27 protein-coding genes and 2 tRNA genes are annotated in these 24134 nt (G+C 64.5%); 12 read left to right on the top strand and 17 right to left on the bottom strand.

The window, feature by feature from the left end:
• Nucleotides 1–6 precede the first annotated feature (6 nt).
• Together gor and rpiA are read right to left on the bottom strand one after the other, a co-directional pair.
• On the bottom strand, nt 7–1371 hold the full coding sequence (gor, locus tag QZV93_RS00855; protein WP_295555156.1) for a glutathione-disulfide reductase: 1365 nt from the start codon (nt 1369–1371) through the stop codon (nt 7–9).
• Between the two features lie 98 nt (nt 1372–1469).
• Entirely contained in the window at nt 1470–2192 is a 723-nt protein-coding gene (gene rpiA, locus QZV93_RS00850; RefSeq protein ID WP_295555154.1) for a ribose-5-phosphate isomerase RpiA, read from the bottom strand.
• A gap of 145 nt (nt 2193–2337) precedes the next feature.
• Between rpiA and QZV93_RS00845 the strand changes: the two genes are divergently transcribed.
• The 6 genes from QZV93_RS00845 to rpmG all read left to right on the top strand — a co-directional run bounded on the left by QZV93_RS00845 (nt 2338) and on the right by rpmG (nt 9897).
• Nucleotides 2338–3033, top strand: coding sequence for an HAD-IA family hydrolase (locus QZV93_RS00845; protein WP_295555153.1), 696 nt, complete (start codon nt 2338–2340; stop codon nt 3031–3033).
• Nucleotides 3034–3271: 238 nt separating this feature from the next.
• Entirely contained in the window at nt 3272–6004 is a 2733-nt protein-coding gene (topA, locus tag QZV93_RS00840; RefSeq protein WP_295555151.1) for a type I DNA topoisomerase, read from the top strand.
• 5 nt (nt 6005–6009) lie between these two features.
• The gene (gene rnr / locus QZV93_RS00835; RefSeq protein WP_295555149.1) at nt 6010–8331 is read left to right on the top strand and encodes a ribonuclease R; all 2322 of its coding nucleotides are present in this window, start codon (nt 6010–6012) and stop codon (nt 8329–8331) included.
• 93 nt (nt 8332–8424) lie between these two features.
• On the top strand, nt 8425–8859 hold the full coding sequence (locus tag QZV93_RS00830; RefSeq protein WP_295555147.1) for a DUF983 domain-containing protein: 435 nt from the start codon (nt 8425–8427) through the stop codon (nt 8857–8859).
• A gap of 17 nt (nt 8860–8876) precedes the next feature.
• Nucleotides 8877–9635 carry an NUDIX domain-containing protein gene (locus tag QZV93_RS00825; RefSeq protein ID WP_295555145.1) on the top strand — a complete coding sequence of 253 codons (759 nt, stop codon included), beginning with the start codon at nt 8877–8879 and terminating at the stop codon, nt 9633–9635.
• Nucleotides 9636–9729: 94 nt separating this feature from the next.
• Complete coding sequence (gene rpmG / locus QZV93_RS00820; protein ID WP_020087301.1) at nt 9730–9897, top strand: 50S ribosomal protein L33; 168 nt, start codon at nt 9730–9732, stop codon at nt 9895–9897.
• Between the two features lie 654 nt (nt 9898–10551).
• Here the strand turns inward: rpmG and QZV93_RS00815 are convergent.
• Entirely contained in the window at nt 10552–11922 is a 1371-nt protein-coding gene (locus QZV93_RS00815; RefSeq protein ID WP_295555143.1) for a PleD family two-component system response regulator, read from the bottom strand.
• Nucleotides 11923–11971: 49 nt separating this feature from the next.
• On the bottom strand, nt 11972–12382 hold the full coding sequence (locus tag QZV93_RS00810) for a response regulator (RefSeq protein WP_295555142.1): 411 nt from the start codon (nt 12380–12382) through the stop codon (nt 11972–11974).
• 182 nt (nt 12383–12564) lie between these two features.
• Between QZV93_RS00810 and QZV93_RS00805 the strand changes: the two genes are divergently transcribed.
• On the top strand, nt 12565–12870 hold the full coding sequence (locus QZV93_RS00805; protein WP_295555141.1) for a DUF3572 domain-containing protein: 306 nt from the start codon (nt 12565–12567) through the stop codon (nt 12868–12870).
• A gap of 16 nt (nt 12871–12886) precedes the next feature.
• Nucleotides 12887–13774, top strand: coding sequence for an ROK family protein (locus tag QZV93_RS00800; RefSeq protein WP_295555347.1), 888 nt, complete (start codon nt 12887–12889; stop codon nt 13772–13774).
• A gap of 18 nt (nt 13775–13792) precedes the next feature.
• On the opposite strand, the gene QZV93_RS00795 is transcribed toward QZV93_RS00800, so the two are convergent.
• Nucleotides 13793–14683, bottom strand: a complete 891-nt coding sequence (locus QZV93_RS00795; RefSeq protein ID WP_295555139.1) for a cell envelope integrity EipB family protein — start codon at nt 14681–14683, stop codon at nt 13793–13795.
• 172 nt (nt 14684–14855) lie between these two features.
• Between QZV93_RS00795 and QZV93_RS00790 the strand changes: the two genes are divergently transcribed.
• The gene (locus QZV93_RS00790; protein ID WP_295555138.1) at nt 14856–15323 is read left to right on the top strand and encodes a RidA family protein; all 468 of its coding nucleotides are present in this window, start codon (nt 14856–14858) and stop codon (nt 15321–15323) included.
• A gap of 204 nt (nt 15324–15527) precedes the next feature.
• Nucleotides 15528–16289: a glycerophosphodiester phosphodiesterase family protein gene (locus QZV93_RS00785; RefSeq protein WP_295555137.1), complete on the top strand. Its 762-nt coding sequence runs from the start codon at nt 15528–15530 to the stop codon at nt 16287–16289.
• A gap of 173 nt (nt 16290–16462) precedes the next feature.
• Here the strand turns inward: QZV93_RS00785 and QZV93_RS00780 are convergent, their stop codons facing one another.
• The 8 genes from QZV93_RS00780 to QZV93_RS00745 all read right to left on the bottom strand — a co-directional run bounded on the left by QZV93_RS00780 (nt 16463) and on the right by QZV93_RS00745 (nt 21052).
• Nucleotides 16463–17653 carry an NADH-quinone oxidoreductase subunit D gene (locus tag QZV93_RS00780; protein ID WP_295555135.1) on the bottom strand — a complete coding sequence of 397 codons (1191 nt, stop codon included), beginning with the start codon at nt 17651–17653 and terminating at the stop codon, nt 16463–16465.
• Between the two features lie 8 nt (nt 17654–17661).
• The gene (locus QZV93_RS00775; RefSeq protein WP_295555133.1) at nt 17662–18099 is read right to left on the bottom strand and encodes a GFA family protein; all 438 of its coding nucleotides are present in this window, start codon (nt 18097–18099) and stop codon (nt 17662–17664) included.
• Nucleotides 18092–18544, bottom strand: a complete 453-nt coding sequence (locus QZV93_RS00770; RefSeq protein WP_295555131.1) for a GFA family protein — start codon at nt 18542–18544, stop codon at nt 18092–18094. The genes QZV93_RS00775 and QZV93_RS00770 overlap by 8 nt, the downstream gene beginning before the upstream one ends.
• A 2-nt stretch (nt 18545–18546) precedes the next feature.
• Nucleotides 18547–18996, bottom strand: a complete 450-nt coding sequence (locus QZV93_RS00765; protein WP_295555130.1) for a thioesterase family protein — start codon at nt 18994–18996, stop codon at nt 18547–18549.
• Complete coding sequence (locus tag QZV93_RS00760; RefSeq protein ID WP_295555128.1) at nt 18993–19430, bottom strand: hypothetical protein; 438 nt, start codon at nt 19428–19430, stop codon at nt 18993–18995. The genes QZV93_RS00765 and QZV93_RS00760 overlap by 4 nt, the downstream gene beginning before the upstream one ends.
• Nucleotides 19427–20023: an NADH-quinone oxidoreductase subunit C gene (locus tag QZV93_RS00755; RefSeq protein ID WP_295555126.1), complete on the bottom strand. Its 597-nt coding sequence runs from the start codon at nt 20021–20023 to the stop codon at nt 19427–19429. Before QZV93_RS00755 ends, QZV93_RS00760 begins: the two co-directional genes overlap by 4 nt.
• Before the next feature lie 88 nt (nt 20024–20111).
• Nucleotides 20112–20693, bottom strand: coding sequence for an NADH-quinone oxidoreductase subunit B (locus QZV93_RS00750; RefSeq protein ID WP_295555124.1), 582 nt, complete (start codon nt 20691–20693; stop codon nt 20112–20114).
• Entirely contained in the window at nt 20684–21052 is a 369-nt protein-coding gene (locus QZV93_RS00745; RefSeq protein WP_295555122.1) for an NADH-quinone oxidoreductase subunit A, read from the bottom strand. The genes QZV93_RS00750 and QZV93_RS00745 overlap by 10 nt, the downstream gene beginning before the upstream one ends.
• Before the next feature lie 390 nt (nt 21053–21442).
• Between QZV93_RS00745 and QZV93_RS00740 the strand changes: the two genes are divergently transcribed.
• Together QZV93_RS00740 and QZV93_RS17555 are read left to right on the top strand one after the other, a co-directional pair.
• The gene (locus QZV93_RS00740) at nt 21443–21754 is read left to right on the top strand and encodes a hypothetical protein (RefSeq protein ID WP_295555120.1); all 312 of its coding nucleotides are present in this window, start codon (nt 21443–21445) and stop codon (nt 21752–21754) included.
• Nucleotides 21755–22137: 383 nt separating this feature from the next.
• A complete protein-coding gene (locus QZV93_RS17555) occupies nt 22138–22413 on the top strand; it encodes a hypothetical protein (RefSeq protein ID WP_363156353.1) in 276 nt (91 codons plus the stop codon).
• Here QZV93_RS17555 and QZV93_RS00730 read toward each other — a convergent pair.
• The 4 genes from QZV93_RS00730 to QZV93_RS00715 form a co-directional block, all read right to left on the bottom strand.
• Nucleotides 22372–22448: transfer RNA gene (locus QZV93_RS00730), tRNA-Asp, on the bottom strand. The two genes, QZV93_RS17555 and QZV93_RS00730, sit on opposite strands and share 42 nt — an antisense overlap.
• A gap of 277 nt (nt 22449–22725) precedes the next feature.
• Entirely contained in the window at nt 22726–23241 is a 516-nt protein-coding gene (locus tag QZV93_RS00725; RefSeq protein ID WP_295555116.1) for a DUF1993 domain-containing protein, read from the bottom strand.
• A gap of 134 nt (nt 23242–23375) precedes the next feature.
• Nucleotides 23376–23450, bottom strand: a tRNA-Val gene (locus QZV93_RS00720).
• 174 nt (nt 23451–23624) lie between these two features.
• On the bottom strand, nt 23625–23936 hold the full coding sequence (locus QZV93_RS00715) for an HU family DNA-binding protein (protein ID WP_295555345.1): 312 nt from the start codon (nt 23934–23936) through the stop codon (nt 23625–23627).
• Nucleotides 23937–24134: the final 198 nt, after the last annotated feature.

The raw sequence follows: 24134 nt of genomic DNA, 5'->3' as shown, positions 1-24134 counted from the left end.
ATTCTCTCAGGCCGGCGCCCATTTCTCGCGCATCGTCACGAGCTCTTCCGCAGCGGACGGATGCAGGGCCACCGTGGCATCGAAGTCCGCCTTGCGCGCACCGAGCGTCAGCGCCACGCCGGCCATCTGCACGATCTCGGCCGCGTCGGGCCCCAACACGTGACAGCCGAGTACACGCTCCGTCGCCCGGTCGACGACCAGCTTCATCAGCATGCGCTCGTTGCGCCCCGAAACCGTGTTGCGCAAGGGACGGAAGCGCGACTTGTAGATGTCGAGTTCATGGCCCAGCTCGCGAGCCGCCTCCTCGGACAACCCCACCGTTGCGAGCTCCGGCGTCGTGAAGACGGCGGTCGGCACCAGCGAATGATCGACCTGCGTCGTCTTTTTGCCGAACACCGTATCGGCGAACGCGTGCCCCTCCCGGATTGCGACCGGCGTGAGATTGACGCGATCGGTCACGTCGCCCACGGCATAGATGCCGGGCGCCGTCGTCTGCGAGAGGCTGTCGACGATGATCTCGCCCTTGGCCCCCGTGCGAACGCCGGCCGTCTCGAGTCCGAGATCGTGCGTCGCAGGCTCCCGCCCGATGGCGGAGAGCACGAGATCGGTCTCGATCGCCGCACCGCTGTGCAGCGCCAGCCGGAAGCATCCGACATCTTGTGCGACGCCGACCAGCGACTCGTTCATCAGCAGCATGATGCCCCGCGCCTTGAGCGCCTCCATGAGCCCATCGCGCAAATCCTCGTCGAACCCGCGCAAGACTTTGTCCCGGCGATGGATCAGCGTCGTCTCGACACCGAGCCCGGCAAAGATCGATGCGAACTCGACGGCGATGTAGCCGCCGCCGCAAACGGCGATCCTCTTCGGCAGTGACGGCAGCTCGAAAATTTCATTCGATGTCACGATGTGATCGGCGCCCGGAATGTCGCCGTAGCGCGACGGAGCACCGCCGGTCGCGATCAGGATGATGCGCGCCGTGATCCGCCGCCCGTCGGCGAGCTTGACGGTCCCCGGCCCATCGAGCCGCGCCCGCATCGTGAAGGTCTCGACGCTCTTCGCCTTGAGATTGCCCTCGTAGATGCCTTCGAGACGATGGATCTCGCGATCCTTGTTGGCGATCAGCTTCCCCCAATCGAAGGTTGCCGGACCGCTCGTCCAGCCGAAGCCGCGGGCATCCTCGAACTCGTCGCCGAAGCGCGACGCGTAGACGAGCAGCTTCTTCGGCACGCAGCCGCGAATGACGCACGTACCACCGAAGCGGTCGTGCTCGGCCAGCGCAACTTTGGCGCCGTAGCCGGCCGCGATGCGCGCCGCGCGCACGCCGCCCGAGCCGCCGCCGATGACGAAGAGGTCGAAGTCCGTCGCAGCCATGACGCGATTGGATCCGGGATTGAAACTGGAAACGGTCGCCAACCTGACGGAAGTGCGTCCCCCGCGCAACCGCCCTGGCGCCGCGGACAGCGATTAGCCTAAACGGCTTCTTGGCTTTCCCCGTAGTGGGCCTCGATGACTGAGACCCCATTCGGACCGCCGACGATCGCCGCATCGGCGATTCCGAGGAAAAGCCCGTTCTCGACCACGCCCGGAATGAACTTCAAGGCCTCGTCGAGCGACTCCGGGTCATCGATCTGGCCGAATGCGCAGTCGAAGATGTAGTTGCCGCCATCGGTGAGAAACGGGGTGCCGTCACTCGCGAGACGCAGCGCGATCTCCCCGTGGCAACCGGAATCCGCCGCCAGCATCTCGATCATGTTGCGCGTCGCCGTGACGCCGAAGCGCACCACCTCGACCGGCAGCCGGAACGCGCCCAGCTTCTCCACTTTCTTCGAGGCGTCCGCGATCACGATCATGCGGTCGGAAGCGGTCGCGACGATCTTCTCCCGGAGCAGCGCCCCGCCGCCGCCCTTGATCAGCCGCAGCTCGCCGTCGAGCTCGTCCGCCCCGTCGATGGTCAGGTCGAGGAGCGGCGTCTCGTCGAGCGTGGTCAGCGGAATGCCGAAGCTGGCCGCCAACGCGCGCGTCTGCTCCGACGTCGGCACGCAGAGCACAGAAAGACCGCGCTCCACCTCCGCGCCCAGAAGCTTGACGAAGACCGACGCCGTGGAGCCGGTACCGAGCCCCAACCGCATACGCGGCTCGACGAAACCAAGGGCCCGTTGAGCCGCGGCCAGCTTGTAGCTCTCAACCGACATCCGCTGTCCTTCCAAAATAGTCATTCTCTGCCAGCCGTTCGGCGCAAGAGCAAGCTTCAAGAGGAGACAGGCGACCCGAGCCAAGCGCATATGCGCGGCACGGCGTGGCCTTGCGAGGCCGGGGCGATGCGCCTAAACCCGACTAATGCAGAATACGACCATCGTCTTCGACCTCGACGGCACGCTTGTCGACTCGCTCCCGGATCTTGCGGCGGCCACCAACCACGCGTTGTCCGATCTCTCGCTTCCCCCCATTCCGGCGGAAACGCTGCGCACGACCGTCGGGTTCGGGGCGCGGCGCATGATTGTCGAGGGGCTCAATCAGACCGGCCTTGTCCTGGCCGAGCCGGAAGTCGACCGCCTTCTCGCACGCTTTCTCGCCTATTATGAGCCCAACATCGCCCGCGAAACGCGGCCCTACGACGGCGCAGTCGCCACCCTGGAAGGCTTCCGCACTCGGGGCGCGCTCCTCGCCGTCTGCACCAACAAACGCCTTGCGCTGGCCCAGCATCTGTTACGCGAGCTTCATATCGACGGCCTGTTTGCCGCCATCGCCGGCCGTGACAGCTTTCCGGTGTACAAGCCCCACCCCGACCATGTCCGCGGCGCCATCCGCATGGCGGGCGGGGACCTCGCAAACGCCGTCATGGTGGGCGATACGGCCATCGACATTGCCGCCGCCCGGGCAGCCGCAATCCCTGTCATCGGCTGCACATTCGGCTATTCGGTCGAGCCCATGGAGACGCTCGCCCCCGATGCCATCATCTCTCATTACGCGGAGCTGGACGCGGCCGTGCAGAGCGTACGCGCCAAAACTGCCGCACCCGCAAGCCCCACGTAAGCTGAAAATCTCAATGATTCCCGGCGATCAGTAGCCCCGCATAGCGTGTCGGACGCATCCGGTGCGGCCCATGGGTCGCGGCGGGCCGTTTGACACGGGGGCGATCCTTCCCCATGTTCCCGCCCCGTGTTCCGACCACTGAACCGCCCCGCGCAGCGCACCGCGTCGGGCAATCCTGGGTAGAGCGGCAGCGGCAGATTTTGCCAGCGCGGTCGTGCCGGAGGCCAAGAAAGCGCATATGAACGTCGTCATCGTGGAATCGGCTGCCAAGGCCAAGACGATCAATAAGTACTTGGGCGGCAATTATAAAGTCCTGGCTTCTTTCGGCCACGTGCGCGACTTGCCGTCCAAGGACGGCTCGGTGGTGCCCGACAAGGACTTTGAAATGACCTGGGAGATCGACTCGGGCTCCCAGAAGATCATCCGCGAGATCGCCGAGGCGGTGAAAACAGCCGACAAGCTGATCCTGGCGACCGACCCTGATCGCGAGGGCGAGGCCATCTCCTGGCACCTGCTCGAGATTCTCGGACAGAAGAAAGCTTTGAAAAAGGGCCTCGAGATCGAGCGCGTGGCCTTCAATGCCGTCACCAAGCAGGCGATCCTGGCCGCCCTCGCCGAGCCGCGCCAGATCGACGAGCCGCTCGTCGACGCCTACCTCGCCCGGCGCGCTCTCGACTACCTCGTCGGCTTCACGCTCTCGCCCGTTCTCTGGCGCAAGCTTCCGGGCGCCCGCTCGGCCGGCCGCGTGCAGTCGGTGGCGCTGCGCCTCGTCTGCGACCGCGAGGCCGAGATCGAAGCCTTCCGGACCGACGAGTACTGGACCATCGAGGCCACGCTTGCGACCCAGGCGAACGAGGTGTTCCCGGCACGCCTGCAGGCCGTCGGCGGCACGGCCTTGAAGAAGCTCGACATCAAGGACGAAGCGACCGCGTTCGCCATCAAGCGCGCCATCGAGAAAGGCGAGTTCCGCGTCGTTTCCATCGACAGCAAGGATGTGAAGCGCAACCCCTATGCGCCGTTCATGACCTCGACGCTGCAGATGGACGCCTCCCGCAAGCTCGGCTTCTCCGCCAAGCAGACCATGCAGGTCGCCCAGCGCCTCTATGAAGGTGTCGACGTCGGCGGCGAGACCGTCGGCCTCATCACCTACATGCGAACCGACGGCGTTACCATCGTACCCGAGGCGATCAACGCCATTCGCGGCCTCGTCGCGCGCGAGTATTCCCAGCGCTACGTCGCTCCCTTCATCCGCGAGTACAAGACCAAGGCCAAGAACGCCCAGGAAGCGCACGAGGCGATCCGTCCGACCGATGTCACGAGGAAGCCCGCCGACGTCGCGCGCTATCTCCAGAAGGACCAGGCGCGCCTCTACGAACTGATCTGGAAGCGCGCGGTGGCGAGCCAGATGGCCTCGGCCGAAGTGAAACAGACCACCGCCGACATCGAGGTCAAGGGCCGCGACGGCAAGACCTACACGCTGCGCGCCACCGGCTCCATCATCGAGTTCGAAGGCTTTCTCAAGGTGTATGACGAAGGCCGCGACGACCGCGTGCTGACCATCAACAAGGGCAAGGATGATCCCTCCGACGAGGAGGACGCAAGCCGCCGCCTGCCCGCGCTCAAGAGCGGCGACAAGCTGACCGACCGGGAGATCGAGGCGGAGCAGCACTTTACTCAGCCTCCGCCGCGCTATTCCGAGGCGACCCTCGTCAAGAAGATGGAAGAGCTCGGCATCGGCCGTCCCTCGACCTACGCCTCGACGCTGGCCGTGCTTCAGGAGCGCGATTACGTCCGCATCGACAAGAAGCGGCTGATCCCAGAGGACAAAGGCCGCCTCGTCATCGCCTTCCTCGAGAGCTTCTTCAAGAAATACGTCGAGTTCGATTTCACCGCCGACCTCGAGGAAAAGCTCGACCTCATCTCCGCCGGCGACCTGGAGTACAAAGAGGTGCTGCGCGATTTCTGGCGCGACTTCACGAAAGCCGTCGAAGAAATCAAGGACCTGCGCGTCGGCGACGTGCTCGAGGCGCTGAACGAGCTCTTGGGCCCGCACATCTTCCCGGCCAAGGAGGACGGCTCCGACCCGCGCCTTTGCCCCAAGTGCGGCACGGGGCGCCTCTCGCTCAAGATTTCCGGCAAGAACGGCGCCTTCATCGGCTGCGGCAACTACCCGGACTGCAAATACACGCGTCAGTTGACCGGCGACGCCAACGGCGCCGGCGGCGACCGCGAGCTTGGCTTCGACCCCGAAAGCGGATTACCGGTGCTCGTGAAGAGTGGCCGTTTCGGCCCCTACCTTCAGCTCGGTGAGGGTGAGGGCGACGAGAAGCCGAAGCGTTCGTCGATCCCCAAGGGTATCGACGCCGCGACCATCGACTTCGAGAGGGCCATGCAGCTGCTGTCGCTGCCGCGCGAGGTCGGCATCCACCCCGAGACCGGCACGCCCATCATGGCCGGCCTCGGTCGTTACGGCCCCTTCATCCAGCACGACGGCACATACGCCAACGTCGACAGCATCGAGGACGTGTTCACGGTCGGGCTCAACCGCGCCGTGACGCTCTTGGCCGAAAAGCGCGCTGGCAAAGGCAACCGCTTCGGCCGCGCGGCCGTCAAGACCGTGCTCAAGGACCTGGGCGAGCATCCGGGCGGCGGCGGCAAGATCCAGGTGCTGGACGGCAAGTACGGTCCCTACGTCAGCTGGAACAAAGTCAACGCCACGGTCCCCAAGGGTACCAACCCTGAAACGTTGGCGATCGACGACGCCATCCGCCTGCTTCAGGAGCGCATCGCCAAGGGCGGCGGCAAGAAGCCCGCCAAGAAAGCTGCGGCGAAGCCCAAGGCCACCAAGGCCAAGGACGACGACAACGACGCCAAGCCTGCCAAGGCGAAGCCGAAGGCTGCGAAAGCGGTTGGCAAGAAAGCGCCGCCCAAGCCGAAGAAAAGCGCGGCCAAGGCCGACGCCGAAAGCTGACACACATGGCCAGGAAGCCGCCCGCGGGAAGACCGGCGCACAAGGGGGCGAGGAAGGGCTTCCGCAACGTGCCGGCCAGAGGGCGGCGGCGCGACGACGCCCTGCCCTCGCGCGAGGAAATCCTCACCTTCCTGCGCGAGCAGGAGGGCAAGGCAGGCAAGCGCGAGATCGCCCGCGCGTTCAACATCAAGGGCGAAGCGCGCGTCGCCTTGAAAAAGCTGCTCGCCGAGATGGCCGCCGAAGGCTCGCTCTCGGGCACCAAGCGTGATCTGCACGAAAAGGGCAAGCTGCCGCCCGTCACCGTTCTCGAGGTCACCGCCCGCGACGACGACGGTGACCTCATCGCGCGTCCCGCCGTCTGGAAAGAGGCCGACGGCGAGCCTCCCGCCGTGCTCGTTCTCACGCATCGCGCCCAAGGTCCCGAGCGCGAAGGCACCGCCATCGGCATCGGCGACCGCATCCTCGCCCGCATCACCGAGCTGGAGGCGCCCGACGTCGAGGGGCACACCTATGAAGCCGAGCCCATCAAGATCCTGCCACGCGACCGGCGCCGCCTGCTCGGCATCTTCCGCACCCGCAAAGGCGGAGGCGGCACCATCGAGCCCATCGACCGCAAGGAGCTGCGCGCCTGGCAAGTCCGCCCCGGCAACGACGGCGGCGCCAAGGACGGCGACCTCGTCCGCTTCGATCTCTCCGCCAAGCACCGCCACTCGGTGACGGAAGCTCGCGTCCTCGAAGCCCTCGGCAATCCCGACGATCAACGCAAGATCAGCCTCATCGCCGTGCACGCGCACGGGCTTCCGGACGACTTCCCGGCTTCCGTGATCGCGGAGAGTGAAGCCCTGCAGCCGTTCACGCTCGAAGGCCGCACCGATCTGCGCGACGTGCCGCTGCTCACCATCGATCCGGTCGACGCCCGCGATCATGACGACGCCGTCTACGCCGAGCCCGACTCCGATCCGAAGAACCGCGGCGGGTTTGTCGTCATCGTCGCCATCGCCGACGTCGCCCACTATGTCCGCCCCGGCACGCGCCTCGACAAGGAGGCCCAGCTCCGCGGCAACTCGGTCTACTTCCCCGACCGCGTCGTGCCGATGCTGCCCGAGCGCATCTCGAACGACCTCTGCTCGCTGCGTGAGCTCGAGGATCGTCCGTGCCTCGCCGTGCGCATGATCTTCGACGCCGGCGGCAAGAAGCGACGCCATGAGTTCGTTCGCGCCGCAATGAAAAGCGCTGCCAAGCTGTCCTATCAGGAGGCTCAGGCGGCCATCGACGGCAATGTGAGCGCGAAATGCGCGCCTCTCATGCAGCGCGCGCTCCTGCCGCTGTGGCAGGCCTATGCCGCGCTGTCGCGCGCACGCGACGAGCGCGGCCCCCTCGATCTCGATCTTCCCGAGCGCAAGATCCTTCTCGATTCCGACGGCCGCGTCGCGCGCGTCGTCATCCCGGAGCGCCTCGACGCGCACCGCTTGATCGAGGAGTTCATGATCCAGGCCAACGTCGCCGCCGCCGAGACGCTGGAGCACATGAGGACGCCCCTCGTCTACCGCGTTCACGACGAGCCCTCGAAGGAGAAGATCAAGAACCTGCGCGACTTCCTCGAGACTTTGGATCTCAAGCTCGCCGTCGGCACCGGCCTGAAACCCGAAGCCTTCAACCGCATTCTGGCACGCGCCAAGACGCTGCCCGTCCCCGAGCTCGTCAACGAGGTCATCCTGCGCTCACAGGCCCAGGCTGAATATCATCCGAGCAACATCGGCCACTTCGGCCTCAATCTCGCGAAGTACGCTCACTTCACCTCGCCTATCCGCCGCTATGCGGATCTCCTCGTGCATCGCGCGCTGATCCGCGCCTTGAAGCTCGGAGCGGGCGGCCTGGAAGACCAGGAAGCCACGCGCCTTGCCGACACCGCGAAAGAGATATCGGACGCCGAGCGCCGCGCCATGGCGGCGGAGCGCGAGACCATCGACCGCCTCATCGCCGCTCATCTTGCGGATCGCATCGACGCCAACTTCGAAGGCCGCATCGCCGGCGTCACGCGATCGGGGCTGTTCGTTAAACTTAAGGAGACCGGGGCCGACGGCTTCGTGCCCGTCTCGACGCTCGGCCAGGACTTCTTCTCGCACGTCGAGGAAGCCCATGCGCTGGTCGGCAACCGCAGCGGCGAGACGTTCCAGCTCGGCGATCCCGTGACCGTGCGCCTGGTCGAGGTCATCCCGTCCGCAGGCGCCATCCGCTTCGAGATGCTGACGCCCGGCAAAAAGGGCAACGTCGCACACATCAAAGGTGCGCACCGCTTCCGTCATCGCTCGGGCCGCCGGCGTTGAGCCCCCCTACGTAAAGATCCGCAGGACAACGATGTCGCGTTTCGGCGGCCGGTCGTTGGAATTATGTTGGGACACCACAGGATAGGTTTCTTCATGATCGAGTTTGAGGTAGCTCCGCCGGCGGAAACCCTGCCGAAGCGCGACATCAAGATGTCCATGCTCCGCGGATGGAGGCAGAAATGCCCGGCCTGCGGAAAGGGAGCGCTGTACGGAAAGTACTTGAAGGTGCTCGATACCTGCCCCGCCTGCGGCGAGGAGCTCTTTCACCAGCGCGCCGACGACGCCCCCCCTTACTTCACCATGGTCGTGGTTGGGCACGTCGTAATCGGTGGCGTACTCGTTCTCGAGAAGGCCTTTGCGCCGCCGAGCTGGGTGCACCTCGCGCTGTGGATGCCGCTGACGGTCGCCTTGAGTCTCGTGCTCCTGCCGCGCGTCAAAGGCACGCTCATTGGCCTGCAATGGGCTCTGCGGATGCACGGCTTCGGCGGCGCGACCGACGATCCCGTGCCTGATCCCAGCGCCCATTGAGCAGCGAGGAGCGCACCATGTCGGAGACGCGAGTCGCCGCATCGGAGAAGCGCCAGGTTGCGCCACGCACCGTCCTACGCCCACGCGATGCGGCAACGCTGATCATTGTCGATCGCGCAGCAAACGAACCGCGTGTCCTCATGGGGCGCCGCCGTCCCGATCAGGTCTTCCTCCCCGACACCTTTGTCTTTCCGGGCGGCCGCGTCGAAGCGGCAGACCGCACGCTCGCACGCCGCCACGCGCTGCCGTCACACGAGATCGAAGGCCTCAAGACCGCCATGCGCGGTCGAGTGACGGACACCCGCGCCTCCGCCCTCGCGCTGGCGGCGGTGCGCGAAACCTATGAGGAGGCGGGCTTCATCGTCGGAGAGCCCGGTGCAGGGGTGCATGATCGCGCGGGAAGCTGGAGTGCATTCCTCGCCGAGGGCTTCAACCCGCGGCTTCAAGGGCTCTCGTTCTTCGCCCGCGCCGTCACGCCGCCCGGACGCCCACGCCGCTATGACACCCGCTTCTTCATCGTCGATGCATCCGAGATTGCCCATCGTGCCGACCGCGTCGACGGCGAGCTCCTGGATATCGATTGGTTTACGATCGATAAGGCGAGATCCCTCAAGGTGGCCTCCATTACGACGCATGTGCTGGAGGATATCGCGGCCCTCTTGAGCCGGCCGGTCGACGCGCCGCGGACCGGTCCCGTGCCCTTTTACTTCCACCGCCACGGCCGCTTCGAACGGACGCTGCTGCAGCGCCCGATGGCCTGTCAGGGCCGTGAATAATCGGTCGCGGCCATCTGGCTTGACACCCGAGGCGCCATCAGTATGGTGCCGGATCCGAATTTGAGAAGTATTCCACTCTGAGGTCTAAAGACCAATGGCCAAGCAGATCACACAGAAGATCAAGCTGCTCTCGACCGCGGGAACGGGCTTCTTCTACGTCACCAAGAAAAACCCGCGCACGTCGACCGAGAAGCTCGTTTTCAAGCGCTACGACCCGGTCGTGCGCAAGCACGTCGAATTCAAGGAAACGAAGATTAAGTAGTGCCAAGCCGCAGACGTGCAATTGAGCACGATTGCAAACAAGCGGCTGAAGGGTCGGCCATAATGCGACCCGCTTCCGGATAGGCACGGAAGCCCGAAATCACGAAGCTTGAAGGAAGGCCCTCAACCAGGGTCCGTAACCGGCTCGGCAGCGGGGTAAGCATTCCGAGTAAGCCACGGACCCTGGCCTAGTGACCAGATGGTGTCAAAGAGGGCGTTGACGTTCCACCTGGTGTCGTAGCGGTGCAGAAACGGCGTAACTGAGGAGGTAACCCCATCCGTCGCGGCCCACTACAATTTCCCGCTCCATCAGGAGATGCGGCGGACCCGATGGGCCGCGGGAACTGAAATGCCCTGAAACTTTGGCGCGAAGGGCAACGGGCAGCCAAACGATTTCCGGGCGAAATTTGTTTTGAATTCCCCTCCACTACGAAAGTCTGTCAGAACATTTTGGCAATTGCAAGTTGGAGCTTGACCATTGCGTGGCGAACACGCATGCCGAGTCGGCCATTAGTTAATTCGTCGAGCGCGGCCGATTTCGGCTGCCGGACACTCGCAAGCGGCGCCTACAAATGCTCGCGCCGTTGCAATTGATCAGCCGCAGGACAAACTAAATTCTCCAAGTCATGTAAAGGAGTTGCCACCCTCCCGAGGATTAGGCCGCAGCCGCCACGACTTGGTTTCTTCCCTGACGTTTGGCGGCGTAGAGAGCAGTGTCCGCGCGTTTGAAAAGCGCTTCGGATGTATCTCCCTCACCCTCCCAGGTTGCAAGCCCGACACTTGCTGTAACCCAAAGATCCTGGTTTTGCCCCGCTTTGAACGGATGAACTGCGACACACTCACGCACCCTCTCGCCCACCTGCCGGGCCAGAGCTTTGTCCGTATCGGGCATGATGATGAGGAATTCCTCGCCGCCGAGGCGGCAAGCGAGGTCCACGCCACGCGTGTAGCGGCGGAAGCGATCGGAGAATTCCTTGAGCACCGCGTCGCCGGCATCGTGCCCATAGGTGTCGTTGACACGCTTGAAATGGTCGATGTCGGCGATCAACACCGAGAGCGTACGGCCCGTACGGGCGGCATCCGCGATCAGCGTCTTGAGATGGCGCTCCATATAGCGCCGGTTGTGCAACCCGGTCAGCGGGTCGGTGACCGAAAGCTCCACGCTCTCGCGGATCTGGTTGCGCAGATGATCCGAGAACCGCTTGCGCTTGATCTGAGTCTTCACGCGTGCCAGCAGCTCGTGCCGGTCCACCGGGCGCATCAGGTAGTCGTTGATGCCCATGTCGAGACCACGCAACAGGCGCGCCTCGTCGCCCGGATCTGCCATGACGACGATCGGCAGATGGCGCGTGCGATCGAGCGAGCGCACCTGCGAGCAGAGCCGCAATCCGTCCGAGTTCTGCAGGTTGAGGGACGTGACCAGGAGATCGAACGGCTGCTCCGCGAGATACATGAGCGCGGCTTGCGGATTGGCCTCGATGTAGGCTTCGTGCACCTTGGTCAAGGCCGACATGACGCGTGACGACGAACGGGGATGATCGTCCACCACCAGCAGCCGGCCCGGTTTGTCTGCCAGCACGCGCGCCAGCATGTCGTCGTCGGACAAGCCCATTTCCCGGCTCGTCGTGACGCGCATCAGCATTTCGTCATTGAGCATCTTGAGCCGGGCGAGGCTCTTGACGCGCGTCACCAGCGCGATGTCGTCGACGGGTTTGGTGAGGAAGTCGTCGGCGCCCGCATCGAGCCCCTGGATCTTGTCGGCGGTCTGGTCCAGCGCCGTCACCATCACCACCGGAATGTGCAGCGTCTGCGGCGAGAGCTTGAGTCTGCGGCAAACCTCGAAACCGTCGAGGCCCGGCATCATCACATCGAGCAGCACCACGTCCACGCGCTGCTTCTGGCAAATCTCGATGGCGTCGTGGCCGTTGAAGGCGGTGAGGACTTCGAAATACTCGGCCTCGAGCCTGGCCTGAAGCAGTTTGACGTTGGCCAGAATGTCGTCGACGACAAGAACGCGTGCAGTCATGACAAAACTCTCAAAACACTACGCATGATCACGCTTCACGGGGCGTGGCTCAGGCATCCCCCACAAAGCGTCTGACAGTGTCGAGAAAAACGGCGACGGAGATCGGCTTGGACACATAAGCCTCGCACCCGCCAGACCGGATGCGCTCCTCGTCTCCCTTCATGGCGAAAGCCGTGACCGCGACGACCGGAATATCGCGCAGCTCATCGTCCTCTTTCAGCCACCGCGTCACCTCGAGCCCCGAAACTTCCGGAAGCTGGATGTCCATGAGAATGAGATCCGGGCGATGCACGCGGGCCAGCGTCAGGGCATCGAGCCCGTTCCGCGTCTGCACCGTCAGGTATCCGTAGGCATCGAGAAGATCGTGGAAGAGCTTCATGTTGAGCTCATTGTCCTCCACGATCAGCACAGTCTTCGGCGCACGGGGAGCGACCCCCTGCTTCTGGCCCTCGACGGCCATTCTCGTCTCCTGATAGGTCATCGTCGAAGGTTCGCACCTGCCCGCCTTTAACTGCACCGATTCTGCGGGCCATATGGAGCGCAGTGTGCACCCCTTAGCTTAAGCAACTGTTGAAACATGGGCACCCCCCTGCAACCCCGGGCCAAGCCACGGAGTTGACACGAGAAAAGGAGACCCGCCGCATGCTGAAAAGAGGCGCCGCACAAGCCCCCGAGGACGCCGCGATGCTGGCTCTTTCCGCCCTCACTTTTCTGGCCGAGGACGGCCCCCGCCTGGGCCGGTTCCTGGCCCTGACCGGAATCGGCCCCGACGAGTTGCGGGCCGTCGCTGACCGGCCCGAAACCCTGCTCGCCGTCCTCGATCACGTTCTCTCCGACGAATCTCTTTTGCTTGTATTTACAGCGGCCAAGGGCATCGCCCCGGAGACCGTCGGCCCCTCTCGCGCAACGCTCGCCCGCGCCCTTGGCCTTGGAGCAACCGGTGAGTGAGAAGGCCGCGAAGCGCATGGGGCTCGACCTCGGCGGCACCAAGATCGAAGGTCGCGTTCTGGCGCCGGACGGCGAGGAGATCGCGCGCATGCGCATCCTCGCTCCGCAAGGCGACTATCAGGCCACCGTCACCGCGTTGACGGACATCGTTCGCGCGCTCGAAGCCGAGGTCGGCGGCGGCGTCACCACCGTCGGCATCGGCATGCCGGGCTCCTTGTCACCGGTGACGGGCCTCGTTCGCAACGCCAACTCGACATGGCTCAACGGCCAGCCCCTGCGCGAGGATCTCGAGCGGGTCCTCGAACGCCCCCTGCGCCTGGCTAACGATGCCAACTGCTTTGCCCTCTCCGAGGCCGTCGACGGCGCCGCCGCCGGCGCGCGCTCCGTGTTCGGCGTCATCATCGGCACCGGCTGCGGCGGCGGTATCGTCATCGACGGCCGCGTGCTCGAAGGCGCGCGCGGCATCGGCGGCGAATGGGGCCACAACCCGCTGCCCTGGAGCGAGCCTGACGAGCATCCCGGGCCGGAATGCTGGTGCGGACGCAAGGGGTGCATGGAGATGTGGGCCTCGGGCACGGGCCTCTCCTCCGACTACAGGCGCCGCACCGGCGAACTCGTCTCCGGACACGAGATCGTCGCCCGCGCCAAGCTCGGAGAACCCGCGGCGCAAACGAGCCTGGACCGCCACGCCTCGCGCCTCGCGCGCGGGATCGCTCACATCATCAACGTCGTCGACCCGGAGGTGATCGTGCTCGGCGGCGGGCTCTCGAAGCTGCCGCATCTCTACGAAGCCGTCCCGCGCCTCGCCGCGCCCTACGTCTTCTCGGATGTGAAAAACATCGACATCCGGCCGCCCAAATGGGGCGATGCCAGCGGCGTCCGCGGCGCCGCCTGGCTCTGGTAGCGCCCTAGATCGCCAACGTCAGGGCGCCGGGCTCTTGCAGGGCGAGGCCTCGAAGTACGTGAGTTCCTTGAGCTCGCCTTTGATGGCGAAATCGCCGTGATTGATGCGCAAGGAGCTCGTCACGCCGTTGTCGTGGAAGCGATAGCTCATCTCGTAGAGCGGCACCGCATCCCCCGGCCCCTGCGTCGGCGCGAAATAGCTGACCGAGATCGGCCACGACGGCACCTGATCGAGATTGGAGACACCTTTGGTGAGCGACACCACGGGGCCTGCACCGGGTTTCATCTGCCGCCCGATAGCCGTCGAGGTGGAGTAGATCTTGTCGCCGCTTTCCGAGCCGTCGAAAAGATCGGCCGCGAGAATGGTCCGCCCCTCGCGCGCCGCCTGAATAATCGCCATCGAATGCTGGATGGGGAAATAGATATTGCCCGCGAGCTTCACCTCGCGCTTCTGCGGTCGCACGAGGTCGACGGTCGCTGCTCCATTCGCATCCTTGCGCTTGGCGACGCCCTGCGTCTGCTCTGCCGGCAGCTCGTTCTGGTAGGTGCTGGTCGAGAACCTCAGCCGCTTCGCCGGCACCTCCTCCCAGCTCGAAGTCCTGAGGTCCGTCGTCTGCAGGTCGCCTTCCTGGTTCATCGTCTGCGTCACGAAACGCATGCTCTGCGCATAACCTTCGCAGGCATTGCCGCTGAGCTCATAGACGATGCGGCCATTGACGCCGGCGACGCCGGATCCTGAATTCGTGTTGTCGAGCGACAGGTCGTAAACAGCCCGGTGCGGCGCGAACACGACCTCTTTGGCAATCGGCACCGCGGAGGCATCGACCAGCGACGCCACCACGGCTCCAAGCGCGAGCGCCGAGGCGGCCAATCCCGATCTCCAAGCCCGCGTCGCAGCACGATCTCTCATTCGCCTCATCCTGTTCCCTGGGCAGACACGCTGCGTCCCCCCCTTTTGCCGGAATCTAGGGTACTGGCAGCCCATTGCAAAGTCCGATCGAGCGGGTAACAAGGAACCCCGACCTTTCTACGGCCAAGCCCCTCATGCAGCGGCCGCTAATATTGCCAGGAGACGAACGGACATGACCGGCACCATCGAGGCGCGCCTCGCCGAGCTCGGCATCACCCTGCCCGAGGCCCCCAATCCCGTCGCCAATTACGTGCCTTATACCTTTTCCGGCAATCTTCTGTTCGTCTCCGGGCAAATCTCCAAGGCGGCCGACGGCAAGATCGTGACCGGCACCTTGGGCGACACCGTCGGCATCGAGGCCGGCCAGGCCGCCGCACGCCTCTGCGCACTGAATATCCTTGCCCAGGCGAAAGCCGCCCTCGGCAACCTCGACCGCATCACGCAGGTGGTCCGCCTGACCGGATTCGTCAGCGCCACGCCCACCTTCCCGGACCACCCCAAGGTCGTCAACGGCGCCTCCGACCTCATGGTCGAGGTGCTGGGCGACAAGGGCCGTCACACCCGTGCCGCCGTCGGCGTTGCCAGCCTGCCCATGGGCTCGGCCGTCGAGGTCGACGCCATCATCGCCGTCGCGGACTAGCAAACCCCTCTCGGCAAGACGCCACAAAGAGTCGGTCTTGGACCTTTGAGCCTGCCGGGATGCTCGAAGCGCAAGCGCGAGGCCATCCTGGCAGGCGCCCCTCGCACTCTTTGAGTCGTGCTGCCACACGAAACAGTCGCCCGGGCCTTTTGAGTGGCGTTAAAGTGCGGTCGCGATTCAACGAACGCGAAAGCGCATTAACGCATGCTCGACCGCAAGATCTTCCTGCGCCCTATCGCCCACCGCGGCTTCCACGATGCCGCCAAGGGCGTCGTCGAGAACACCGCGCCCGCCTTCGAGGCCGCCATCGCCAAAGGCTACGGCATCGAATGCGACCTCCGCCCCGCCGCCGACGGCACGCCTCTCGTCTTCCACGACCTCGACCTCGCGCGCCTCACGGCCGGCAGCGGCCCCATCACCGGATTGCAACCCGCCTGCGCGGCAAAACTGCCGTTCAAATCCGCAGACGTCACCGGCATCCTGAGCTTCGCCGAGCTCCTGGCTCTGGTCGCCGGACGCGTGCCGATCTTCGCCGAGATCAAGAGCGAATGGACCGAGCCCGATCTCGGCTTCCTGTCCGAGATCGCCCGTCTCGCCAAGCTCTACAGGCGCCCGCTCGCGTTGATGTCGTTCGACCCTGCCGTCGTGGCAGCGATTGGACGGTTCGCACCCGACATCCCGCGCGGCATCGTCTCGGGCGCCTACTTCGATGACGACGGCAACGGATGGTGGCCGAACTCGCCGCTCACCGACGCGCGCCGCCGCGCCCTCGCGAGCTTGCTGGAAAGCGGCCAGGCCGCGCCGTCATTCTATGCCTACCAGGTCGGCGCACTTCCGACCGCCGCCACGGAGCGCGTCCGCCGCAATGGGCTCCCGCTCCTCACCTGGACCGTCCGCACGGAGCAGGAGCGCCGAATGGCCGCCCTCCACGCCGACGCCCCCATATTCGAAGGCTACGAGGCTTAGGCTCAGATACTCGCTGGCCAAGATCTCAATCGCGAGATCAGTGCGCAGCGGCGCGGGCAACGATCACACCGCAGCCCGAAGGGCTCAGACCGCGAGGCGGTCCGGCGCAAGCGCCGCCCCCGCGGAGGGCCAGGCCAGCGCCAACGCGCTGGCCGAGCAGGTCCGTGAGCGATTTAACGATCAATCTCGCCGAACACGATGTCGAGCGAGCCGAGGATCGCCGACACGTCAGCCAGCATGTGGCCACGGTTCATGAAATCCATCGCCGCGAGATGAGGAAAGCCCGGCGCGCGGATTTTGCAGCGGTAAGGCTTGTTCGAGCCGTCGGCCACCAGATACACGCCGAACTCGCCCTTGGGCGCTTCCACCGCCGCATAGACTTCGCCCGGAGGCACGTGGAAGCCTTCGGTATAGAGCTTGAAGTGGTTGATGAGCGCTTCCATCGATCGCTTCATGTCGCCCCGGCGCGGCGGCACAACGCGCGTGTTCGTGGCCGTCACCGGCCCCGCCCCCTCGGGGCTCCTCAGCTTGGCGATGCACTGCTTCATGATCTTCACGCTCTCCCGCATCTCGAGCATGCGGATGAGATAGCGGTCGTAGCAGTCGCCGTTCTTGCCGATCGGAATGTCGAAATCGAATTCCGAATAACACTCGTAGGGCTGCGACTTGCGCAAGTCCCACGCCGCGCCCGAGCCGCGCACCATCACGCCCGAGAAGCCCCACGCGAACCCGTCCTCGAGGCTCACCACGCCGATATCGACGTTGCGCTGCTTGAAAATTCGGTTCTCGGTCAGAAGTCCTTCGATATCGTCGAGCACCTTGGGGAAGGCGTCGCACCACGCGTCGATATCGTCGATCAGCGCCGCCGGCAGATCCTGATGCACGCCGCCGATGCGGAAATACTTGGCGTGCATGCGGCTTCCCGACGCGCGCTCGTAAAACACCATCAGCTTCTCGCGCTCTTCGAAGCCCCACAGCGGCGGCGTCAGTGCGCCGACGTCCATGGCCTGTGTGGTGACGTTGAGGAGATGCGAGAGATGGCGTCCGATCTCCGAATAGAGCACGCGGATGAGCTGCGCGCGCTTGGGCACCGTGATGCCGAGCAGCCGCTCCGCGGCCAGGCAGAACGCGTGCTCCTGATTCATCGGCGCCACGTAGTCGAGCCGGTCGAAATAGCCGATCGCCTGCAGATAGGTCTTGGCCTCGATCAGCTTTTCGGTGCCGCGATGCAGGAGGCCGATGTGCGGATCGACCCGCTCCACGACCTCGCCGTCGAGCTCGAGCACCAGGCGCAAGACGCCGTGCGCGGCCGGATGTTGCGGGCCGAAATTGATGTTGAACGGACGGATCTCTGTCTCAGCCATGTCGCATCTCAATTCGTTTCGCCGCTGCCGGAGATGTAGGCCCCCATGGCCTCCGATCCGACGACTTTCTTGGTCGCATTCGAAAAATCGTAGAAGCCGGGCTTGTCCTCGATGAAGATCTCCGTCTTGAGCGCCAGGCGCGAAGCGTCGTCGAGCGACCCTGCAGCCATCGTATAGCGCTCCTCGCCGGCGACCTTCCAGAACAGGATGGAGCCGCAGCGCGTGCAGAACCCGCGCTCGCCCACCTCGGACGAGCGATAGATGCCGATGGCCTCGCGACCCTCGAAGGCAGGAGCGCCGTCGACGTCGACGAACATCAAGGGCCCTCCCGTCCAGCGTCGGCACATGCCGCAATGGCAGACCTGAACGTCGTGCGACACGAGCGTCGCCGTAAAGCGCACGGCGCCGCAGAGGCAGTGTCCCGAAGCCTCGCGCTCGTCAGCCATCGCGCGCCTCTTCGCTCTTCGCGCCGCCCGCGAGCGCGGCCATGGCCTCCGCTCCCGTCAGCCGCAATGTGTCGTTGGCGAATTCATAGAAAGCCGGCTTCTCGTCGACGAAGATCTCCATCGTGAACCTGAGCCCGCTCTGATCGTCGAGAGCTCCAGCGGAAAAGGAGTAGGTATCGGATCCCGAAAGATGCCAGTAGAGCGGCGTGCCACAGAGTTTGCAGAACGCCCGCTCACCCCAATCCGACGACTTGTAGACGCCGATATTCTCGGCACCGCCGAAGACCACCTCGCCCTCGTGCATGAGCCCCATGAAGGGTCCCGCCGACCAGCGCCGGCACATGCTGCAATGGCAGACATCGACATCATGCTTGGCAACATCGGCCGAGAACGTGACCGCCCCGCAGAGACAGCGTCCGCTGACGGTCTTGCCCGCCGTGCCCATGCTCACGCTCCACAGGTCGGAATGGGCTCGGCACCGGCGCGCTGAGCCTTGTCGTTCACGCGCTGGACGAAGCGGCCCCACGGCACCACCATGCGGTCGTGGCTGCCCGTACCGATGACCTCGACGCCATCGTGCGCCGTCACCTTGAACCCGATCTTGCGCCCGGCGACGCTCGTGCACTCGGCGTCCACGGTCACCGTCTGGCCCGGCACCGTCGCCGCCGCGTGCGACACGTTGATATGAATACCGAGCGACCCTTCGCCCGGATCGAGATGCGGCTTCAGAACTTCGAGGCAGCACCACTCCATGAGCCCCACCATGAAGCCGGTTGCGAACACCGACGGCATGGCCTGGAAATCCACCGACTCCGGATAGAGGTTCGGCACCGTCTTGCTCACCGGCACCTTGAACACGAGGCGGGCCGTGGCACCGGGCTGAAGCGTCGCCTTCATGACGCCTCCTCCGCGGCCTCGGCCGCACGCAAACCTCCGATGGCGATATAGCTCACGGCCACCGTGTAGAAGCTGAGAATCGACTCCCCCTGCTCCAGACCCTGTTCGAATTGCTTGCCGACCTTGGTCAGCGGGAACACTGCGTCGCCGTTGGAAAAAAGCACGCCGGGCCCGTGTGCTTCGTCGTCAACCCATTGCCCATCGGCCTCCGCGATGATCGCCTCGCCGAGATAGCAGCCGATCGTCGAAACGAGGCTCTCCGGCACGCCGCCCTCGGCGTACCGCTTGCGTGCACGCTCGATGAAACCCTCGACCCAGGTGATGGACTCCAAATCGTAGTCCACCGGCTCGCCCCGCGCTTCCGACAGGATCTTGACCGCATAATCTGCGTTGCCGCGAATGCGTTCGAGACGATCCTCGTCGACGGGCGTCATGAACGCCCCGCCTTCTCGTCGCCCGGCAGCACGTAGTGCGCGCCTTCCCACGGGCTCTCGAAATCGAACGACCGGAATTCCTGCACCAGCTTGACCGGCTCATAGACGACGCGCTTTGCCTCGTCGTCGTAGCGGACTTCCACATACCCCGTGAGCGGGAAGTCCTTGCGCAGCGGATAGCCCTGGAAGCCGTAGTCGGTCAGCAAACGCCTGAGATCCGGGTGACCCGAAAACAGGATGCCGTACATGTCGTAGGCCTCCCGCTCGTACCAGTTGGCGGCGGGAAACACGCTGATCACGCTCGGCACCGGCGTCTCGGCATCCGTGGCGAGCTTGACGCGGATGCGCTGATTGAGCCGCGGCGAGAGCAGATGATAGACGACGTCGAAGCGCTGCTCCCGCGCCGGCCAGTCGACGCCGCAGATGTCGATCAGCACCTCGAAGCGGCACGCCGGATCGGTGCGCAGGAACATCAGCACATCGACGATCCTCTCCGCTTCGACCACGAATGTCAGCTCCCCGACGGCGATTCGCTTGTCGAGCACGGCCGTGCTCAGCTTGGAGGAGATATGCGCTTCAAGATCGGTCAGCATGTGTAGCCCCAAGACGGTAGACCGTGAGGCAGCAGGGCGAAGACGGCAACGGCATTCACGCACTGCCTGCTGCCGGCTGCCTTGCCGCCTATCTCTCAATCGTTCCCGTGCGCCGGATCTTCCGCTGCAGCAGCAGCACGCCGTAGACCAGCGCCTCCGCCGTCGGCGGACAGCCGGGTACATAGACGTCGACCGGCACGATGCGGTCGCAGCCACGCACCACGGCGTACGAATAGTGGTAGTAGCCGCCGCCGTTCGCACAGCTCCCCATGGAGATCACGTAGCGCGGCTCCGGCATCTGGTCGTAGACCTTGCGCAGCGCGGGCGCCATCTTGTTGGTGAGCGTGCCGGCGACGATCATCACATCCGACTGGCGGGGCGAAGCACGCGGCGCGAAGCCGAAGCGCTCGAGATCGTAGCGCGGCATCGAGGCCTGCATCATCTCGACAGCGCAGCAGGCGAGCCCGAACGTCATCCACATCAACGAGCCGGTTCGCGCCCAGTTGATGAGATCGTCGGTCGTGGTGACAAGGAAGCCCTTGTCGCCGAGTTCGTTCGAAAGTTCTGTGAAGAACGGATCGCCGGGTTTCACCAGCGTGCCGGCCGAGCCGCCGCCAGTGCCCTCTTTTGCCTTGTCGAAATTGAGCTCGGGCGGAACGATCAATCCCATTCGAGGGCTCCCGTCTTCCACTCGTAGATGAAGCCTATCGTCAGCACGCCAAGGAACACCATCATCGACCAGAACCCGAAGGTGCCGATATCGCCGAAGGCCACGGCCCACGGAAACAGGAAGGCGATCTCGAGATCGAAGATGATGAACAGGATGGACACGAGGTAGAAGCGCACATCGAACTTCATGCGCGCATCGTCGAAGGCGTTGAATCCGCACTCGTAGGCGGAGACCTTTTCCGGATCGGGGTTACGCACCGCGACCAGGAACGGCGCGATCATGAGCGCCGCACCGATGGCAAGCGCGACGCCGATGAAAACGGCGAGCGGGAGATAGTCAGTCAGAAGGTTCTCGGTCATTCAGCCGGTCCCTGCCGAAGATCCCATAGGGGGTCTTGTCGCAGTGCAAAATCACATCACGGTGTTAACCCATTGCGGTACCCCCGCGCAACCGCCGCGGAAGGTAGCCCCCTGAACTCGACGAACGCACGAGATGAATTGCCGCGCGCGCCTGGTGCACCTATATAAAAACTGATGGTCCTTGTCGGATATTGAGGTGAAGACTGAGCGCATGTTGATGGGGGATTCGGCTTATCCGCACCTCGGCGGCCACCTCACGCATCACGTGGCTCAAAGGTCCGCTGCTCGTTCTCGCTTGTTCTCCTGGCGTGCTTCATCGGCATCGCCACACGCCCGGTTGGCTTGCTGGCCGCAGTCTGGCCCGCCAACGCCCTGCTTCTCGGGCTCTTCGTGCGCTACCCTAAACTCGCGACGCCCGCAGGATGGATCGCGGCCCTGGCTGCCTACTTTGTAGCCGACCTCACGACAAGCGGCACCCTCTACAAAACCCTGCTGCTCACGGCGGGCAATTTGGCCGGCGTGCTCGTCGGCATCGCACTTTACAGCCGCGTCGGCATGGACGACCGGCGCCTCAAACGGCCAATGGCTGTACTTTTCCTCGGACTGGTGACGGCCGCTGCGGCCTTCGCGTCCGGATTGGCGGGAGCCGCAATCAATCCGCTGTTGTTCGATGGCAGCGCGGCGACGGGCTTGGCGTTGTAGTTCAGCTCTGCTTTGGTGCGCGATCGCCTACGACGTTCCTAGGACGGTCATTATCACCTTCCTCCTGAGCACGTGGACGCTTGTCGCAATCTCCACAGGCGTCGTTGACGTCGGGGCCGATTCAATTCCGTCCATTCATTGCTATCGATCCGCCTCGGCGTGGCGCTGATGGCACTCGCGCCGATCCCGGTCGCCAGCGTCACGGCGGCGCGATCCGAATTCCAGATCCTTCTGCAACGCATGGTGACCAACGATCCGCTGACCGCCGCGCTGACCCGGCGCGCCTTCGCGGTCCGTTCGCGAAATCTCCTCGCACCCCTCGCCGGGCACATCATCGTGGGCTGCCGTCCTGATGTTCGACATCGATCGATTCAAGGACATCAATGGCGAGAAAGATCTGCGAATCTTTCGCCGCGACCGCACTGCCATGGGGCCCCGACAAAACGATCCGCGCGACCGTCAGCATCGGCGTCACGGCCACCCGAGATCCGCTGCCGTCGATCGAGCCGCTGCTGAACAGCGCCGAGAACGCGTTGCGGCAAGCCAAGGCTACGGGCGGCAACCGTGTTGCCTCCAACAGCGGTACCGCCGGCGGATCGGACAAAAAAAGAAAAGGATGGCGCGAGAGACGGGACTTGAACCCGCGGCCTCCGCCGTGACAGGGCGGCGCTCTAACCAACTGAGCTACTCCCGCATTTCCTCGGTCCAGGGGGCTCAAGGCCGCTGGAGCGCGAAAGCGAAGCGTCGAAATACGTGTTCGCGGCGCCTAAGTCAAGGGACGCCGAAAGGGTTCGGGCCACGCCGCAGCCAGGGTTCCGCGGTCCCGCCCCTGCGCCCCCTAACCAGGCCCCCGCCGCCTCAGCCTGGCCGCTAAACCCGGAGGCGCGCGCCGCGTGTCCTGCCGGCGGCAGGCGCGCCTCGTATCACACCGGACGCAGGCGTCTCGTCATGCCGGAGGCAGGCGACGCATGTCATGCCGGAGGCATGCGACGCATGAAATCCCGCTTGCCGATCTCGAGACCGTTGTGACGCAGGATCCCGTAGGCCGTTGCACAGTGGAAATAGAAATTGGGCAGCGCGAAATGCAGCAGGTATTCGCGGCCCGTGAACTTGAGCTCACGCGGACCGGCCTTGATCGTCACCTCGCGGTCCGCAGCCTCTTCCATCGCCCCGGGATTCGCCTGCTGAAGGACAGCCAACGTCTCGGCAATACGCGTTTTGAGGTCGGCGAACGTCTTTTCGCTGTCGTCGTGCACCGGCGGTGTAAGCGCCGCCAGACGGCTAACCGAAAGCTTTGCGAAATCACAAGCCGACTGCACCTGCTTTTTGAAGGTGTACATGTCGGGGTAGAGGCGCTCCGTGAGCAGCGTCTCCGGCTCGATCTTCTTCGCCTCGCAATACGCGACGGCCTTGTCGAGGATCGCATCCAGCGCCTCGAGATGCTTCGTGAAGCTCGGCACCGCGATCTCGTACATCGTGATTGGCATGAACGCTCCCCATGGCTTTCCACTCAATCGACCCGAAGGGTCGGGGAGCAAGGCGACCCGCCGCGAGCGGCGGCCATCCACAAAGCACCACGACGATTGAGCGAAGCTTCTCTCAGCTTGTGTCGCTAGAAAAATGGTGGGCGATGAAGGGGTCGAACCTCCGACATCTTCGGTGTAAACGAAGCGCTCTACCACTGAGCTAATCGCCCGACACGCACTCAATAGCCGCTGCCTCCGCGCTCGGCAACCGTGGTGTCATCCCAGGCCATCCCCGGCATAAAGCCGCGGATGACAGTCGGACCCGATCCCGCTTGCCTACTGCGAAAACAAAAGCGCGCCGCGGATCCCCGCAGCGCGCTCTGGAAACGAACTTTCGGAGCGCCTTAGTTCAGCGCGTCCTTGAGGCCCTTCGACGGGCTGAACTTCGGCACACGCGAGGCCGGGATCTTGATCGTCGCGCCGGTTGCCGGATTGCGACCTTCGCGCGCCTTGCGCTTGGCGACCTTGAAGGTGCCGAAATCGGGGATGCGAACTTCCTCGCCGGCCTTGAGCGAATTCCTGATGTGGGCCAGCGCAGCATCGACGGCGACCCCGGCTTTCTCCTTCGTCAGGTCGCATTCCTTGGCAACGGCGTCGATCAAATCTTTCTTGCTCATTTTTCCGTCCTCGTGACTGGAATAATTTTTGGGGTCCAGATGGCTGGAGAGCGCGCCGCTGGCGCGTGTGCCAATCAATTCGCATGTTGCGAAACCGCTGACCGGCCAGTGGTGGCGACAAAAGCCCCGAAAGACGGGGCCCGTCAAGGGCAAAACGGCCCTATAAGCCTTAAAAATCGGCCTTTCCTGACCTTCCGGTGTGCGCCTTATGCACACAAAGGACACATTCCCTTAACC

The organism is uncultured Hyphomicrobium sp. (assembly GCF_902826555.1).
In the GTDB taxonomy this organism is placed as follows: domain Bacteria; phylum Pseudomonadota; class Alphaproteobacteria; order Rhizobiales; family Hyphomicrobiaceae; genus Hyphomicrobium_C.
The sequence above is the reverse complement of the archived record's forward strand: the minus strand, read 5'-3'. Positions and strand labels throughout refer to the sequence as shown.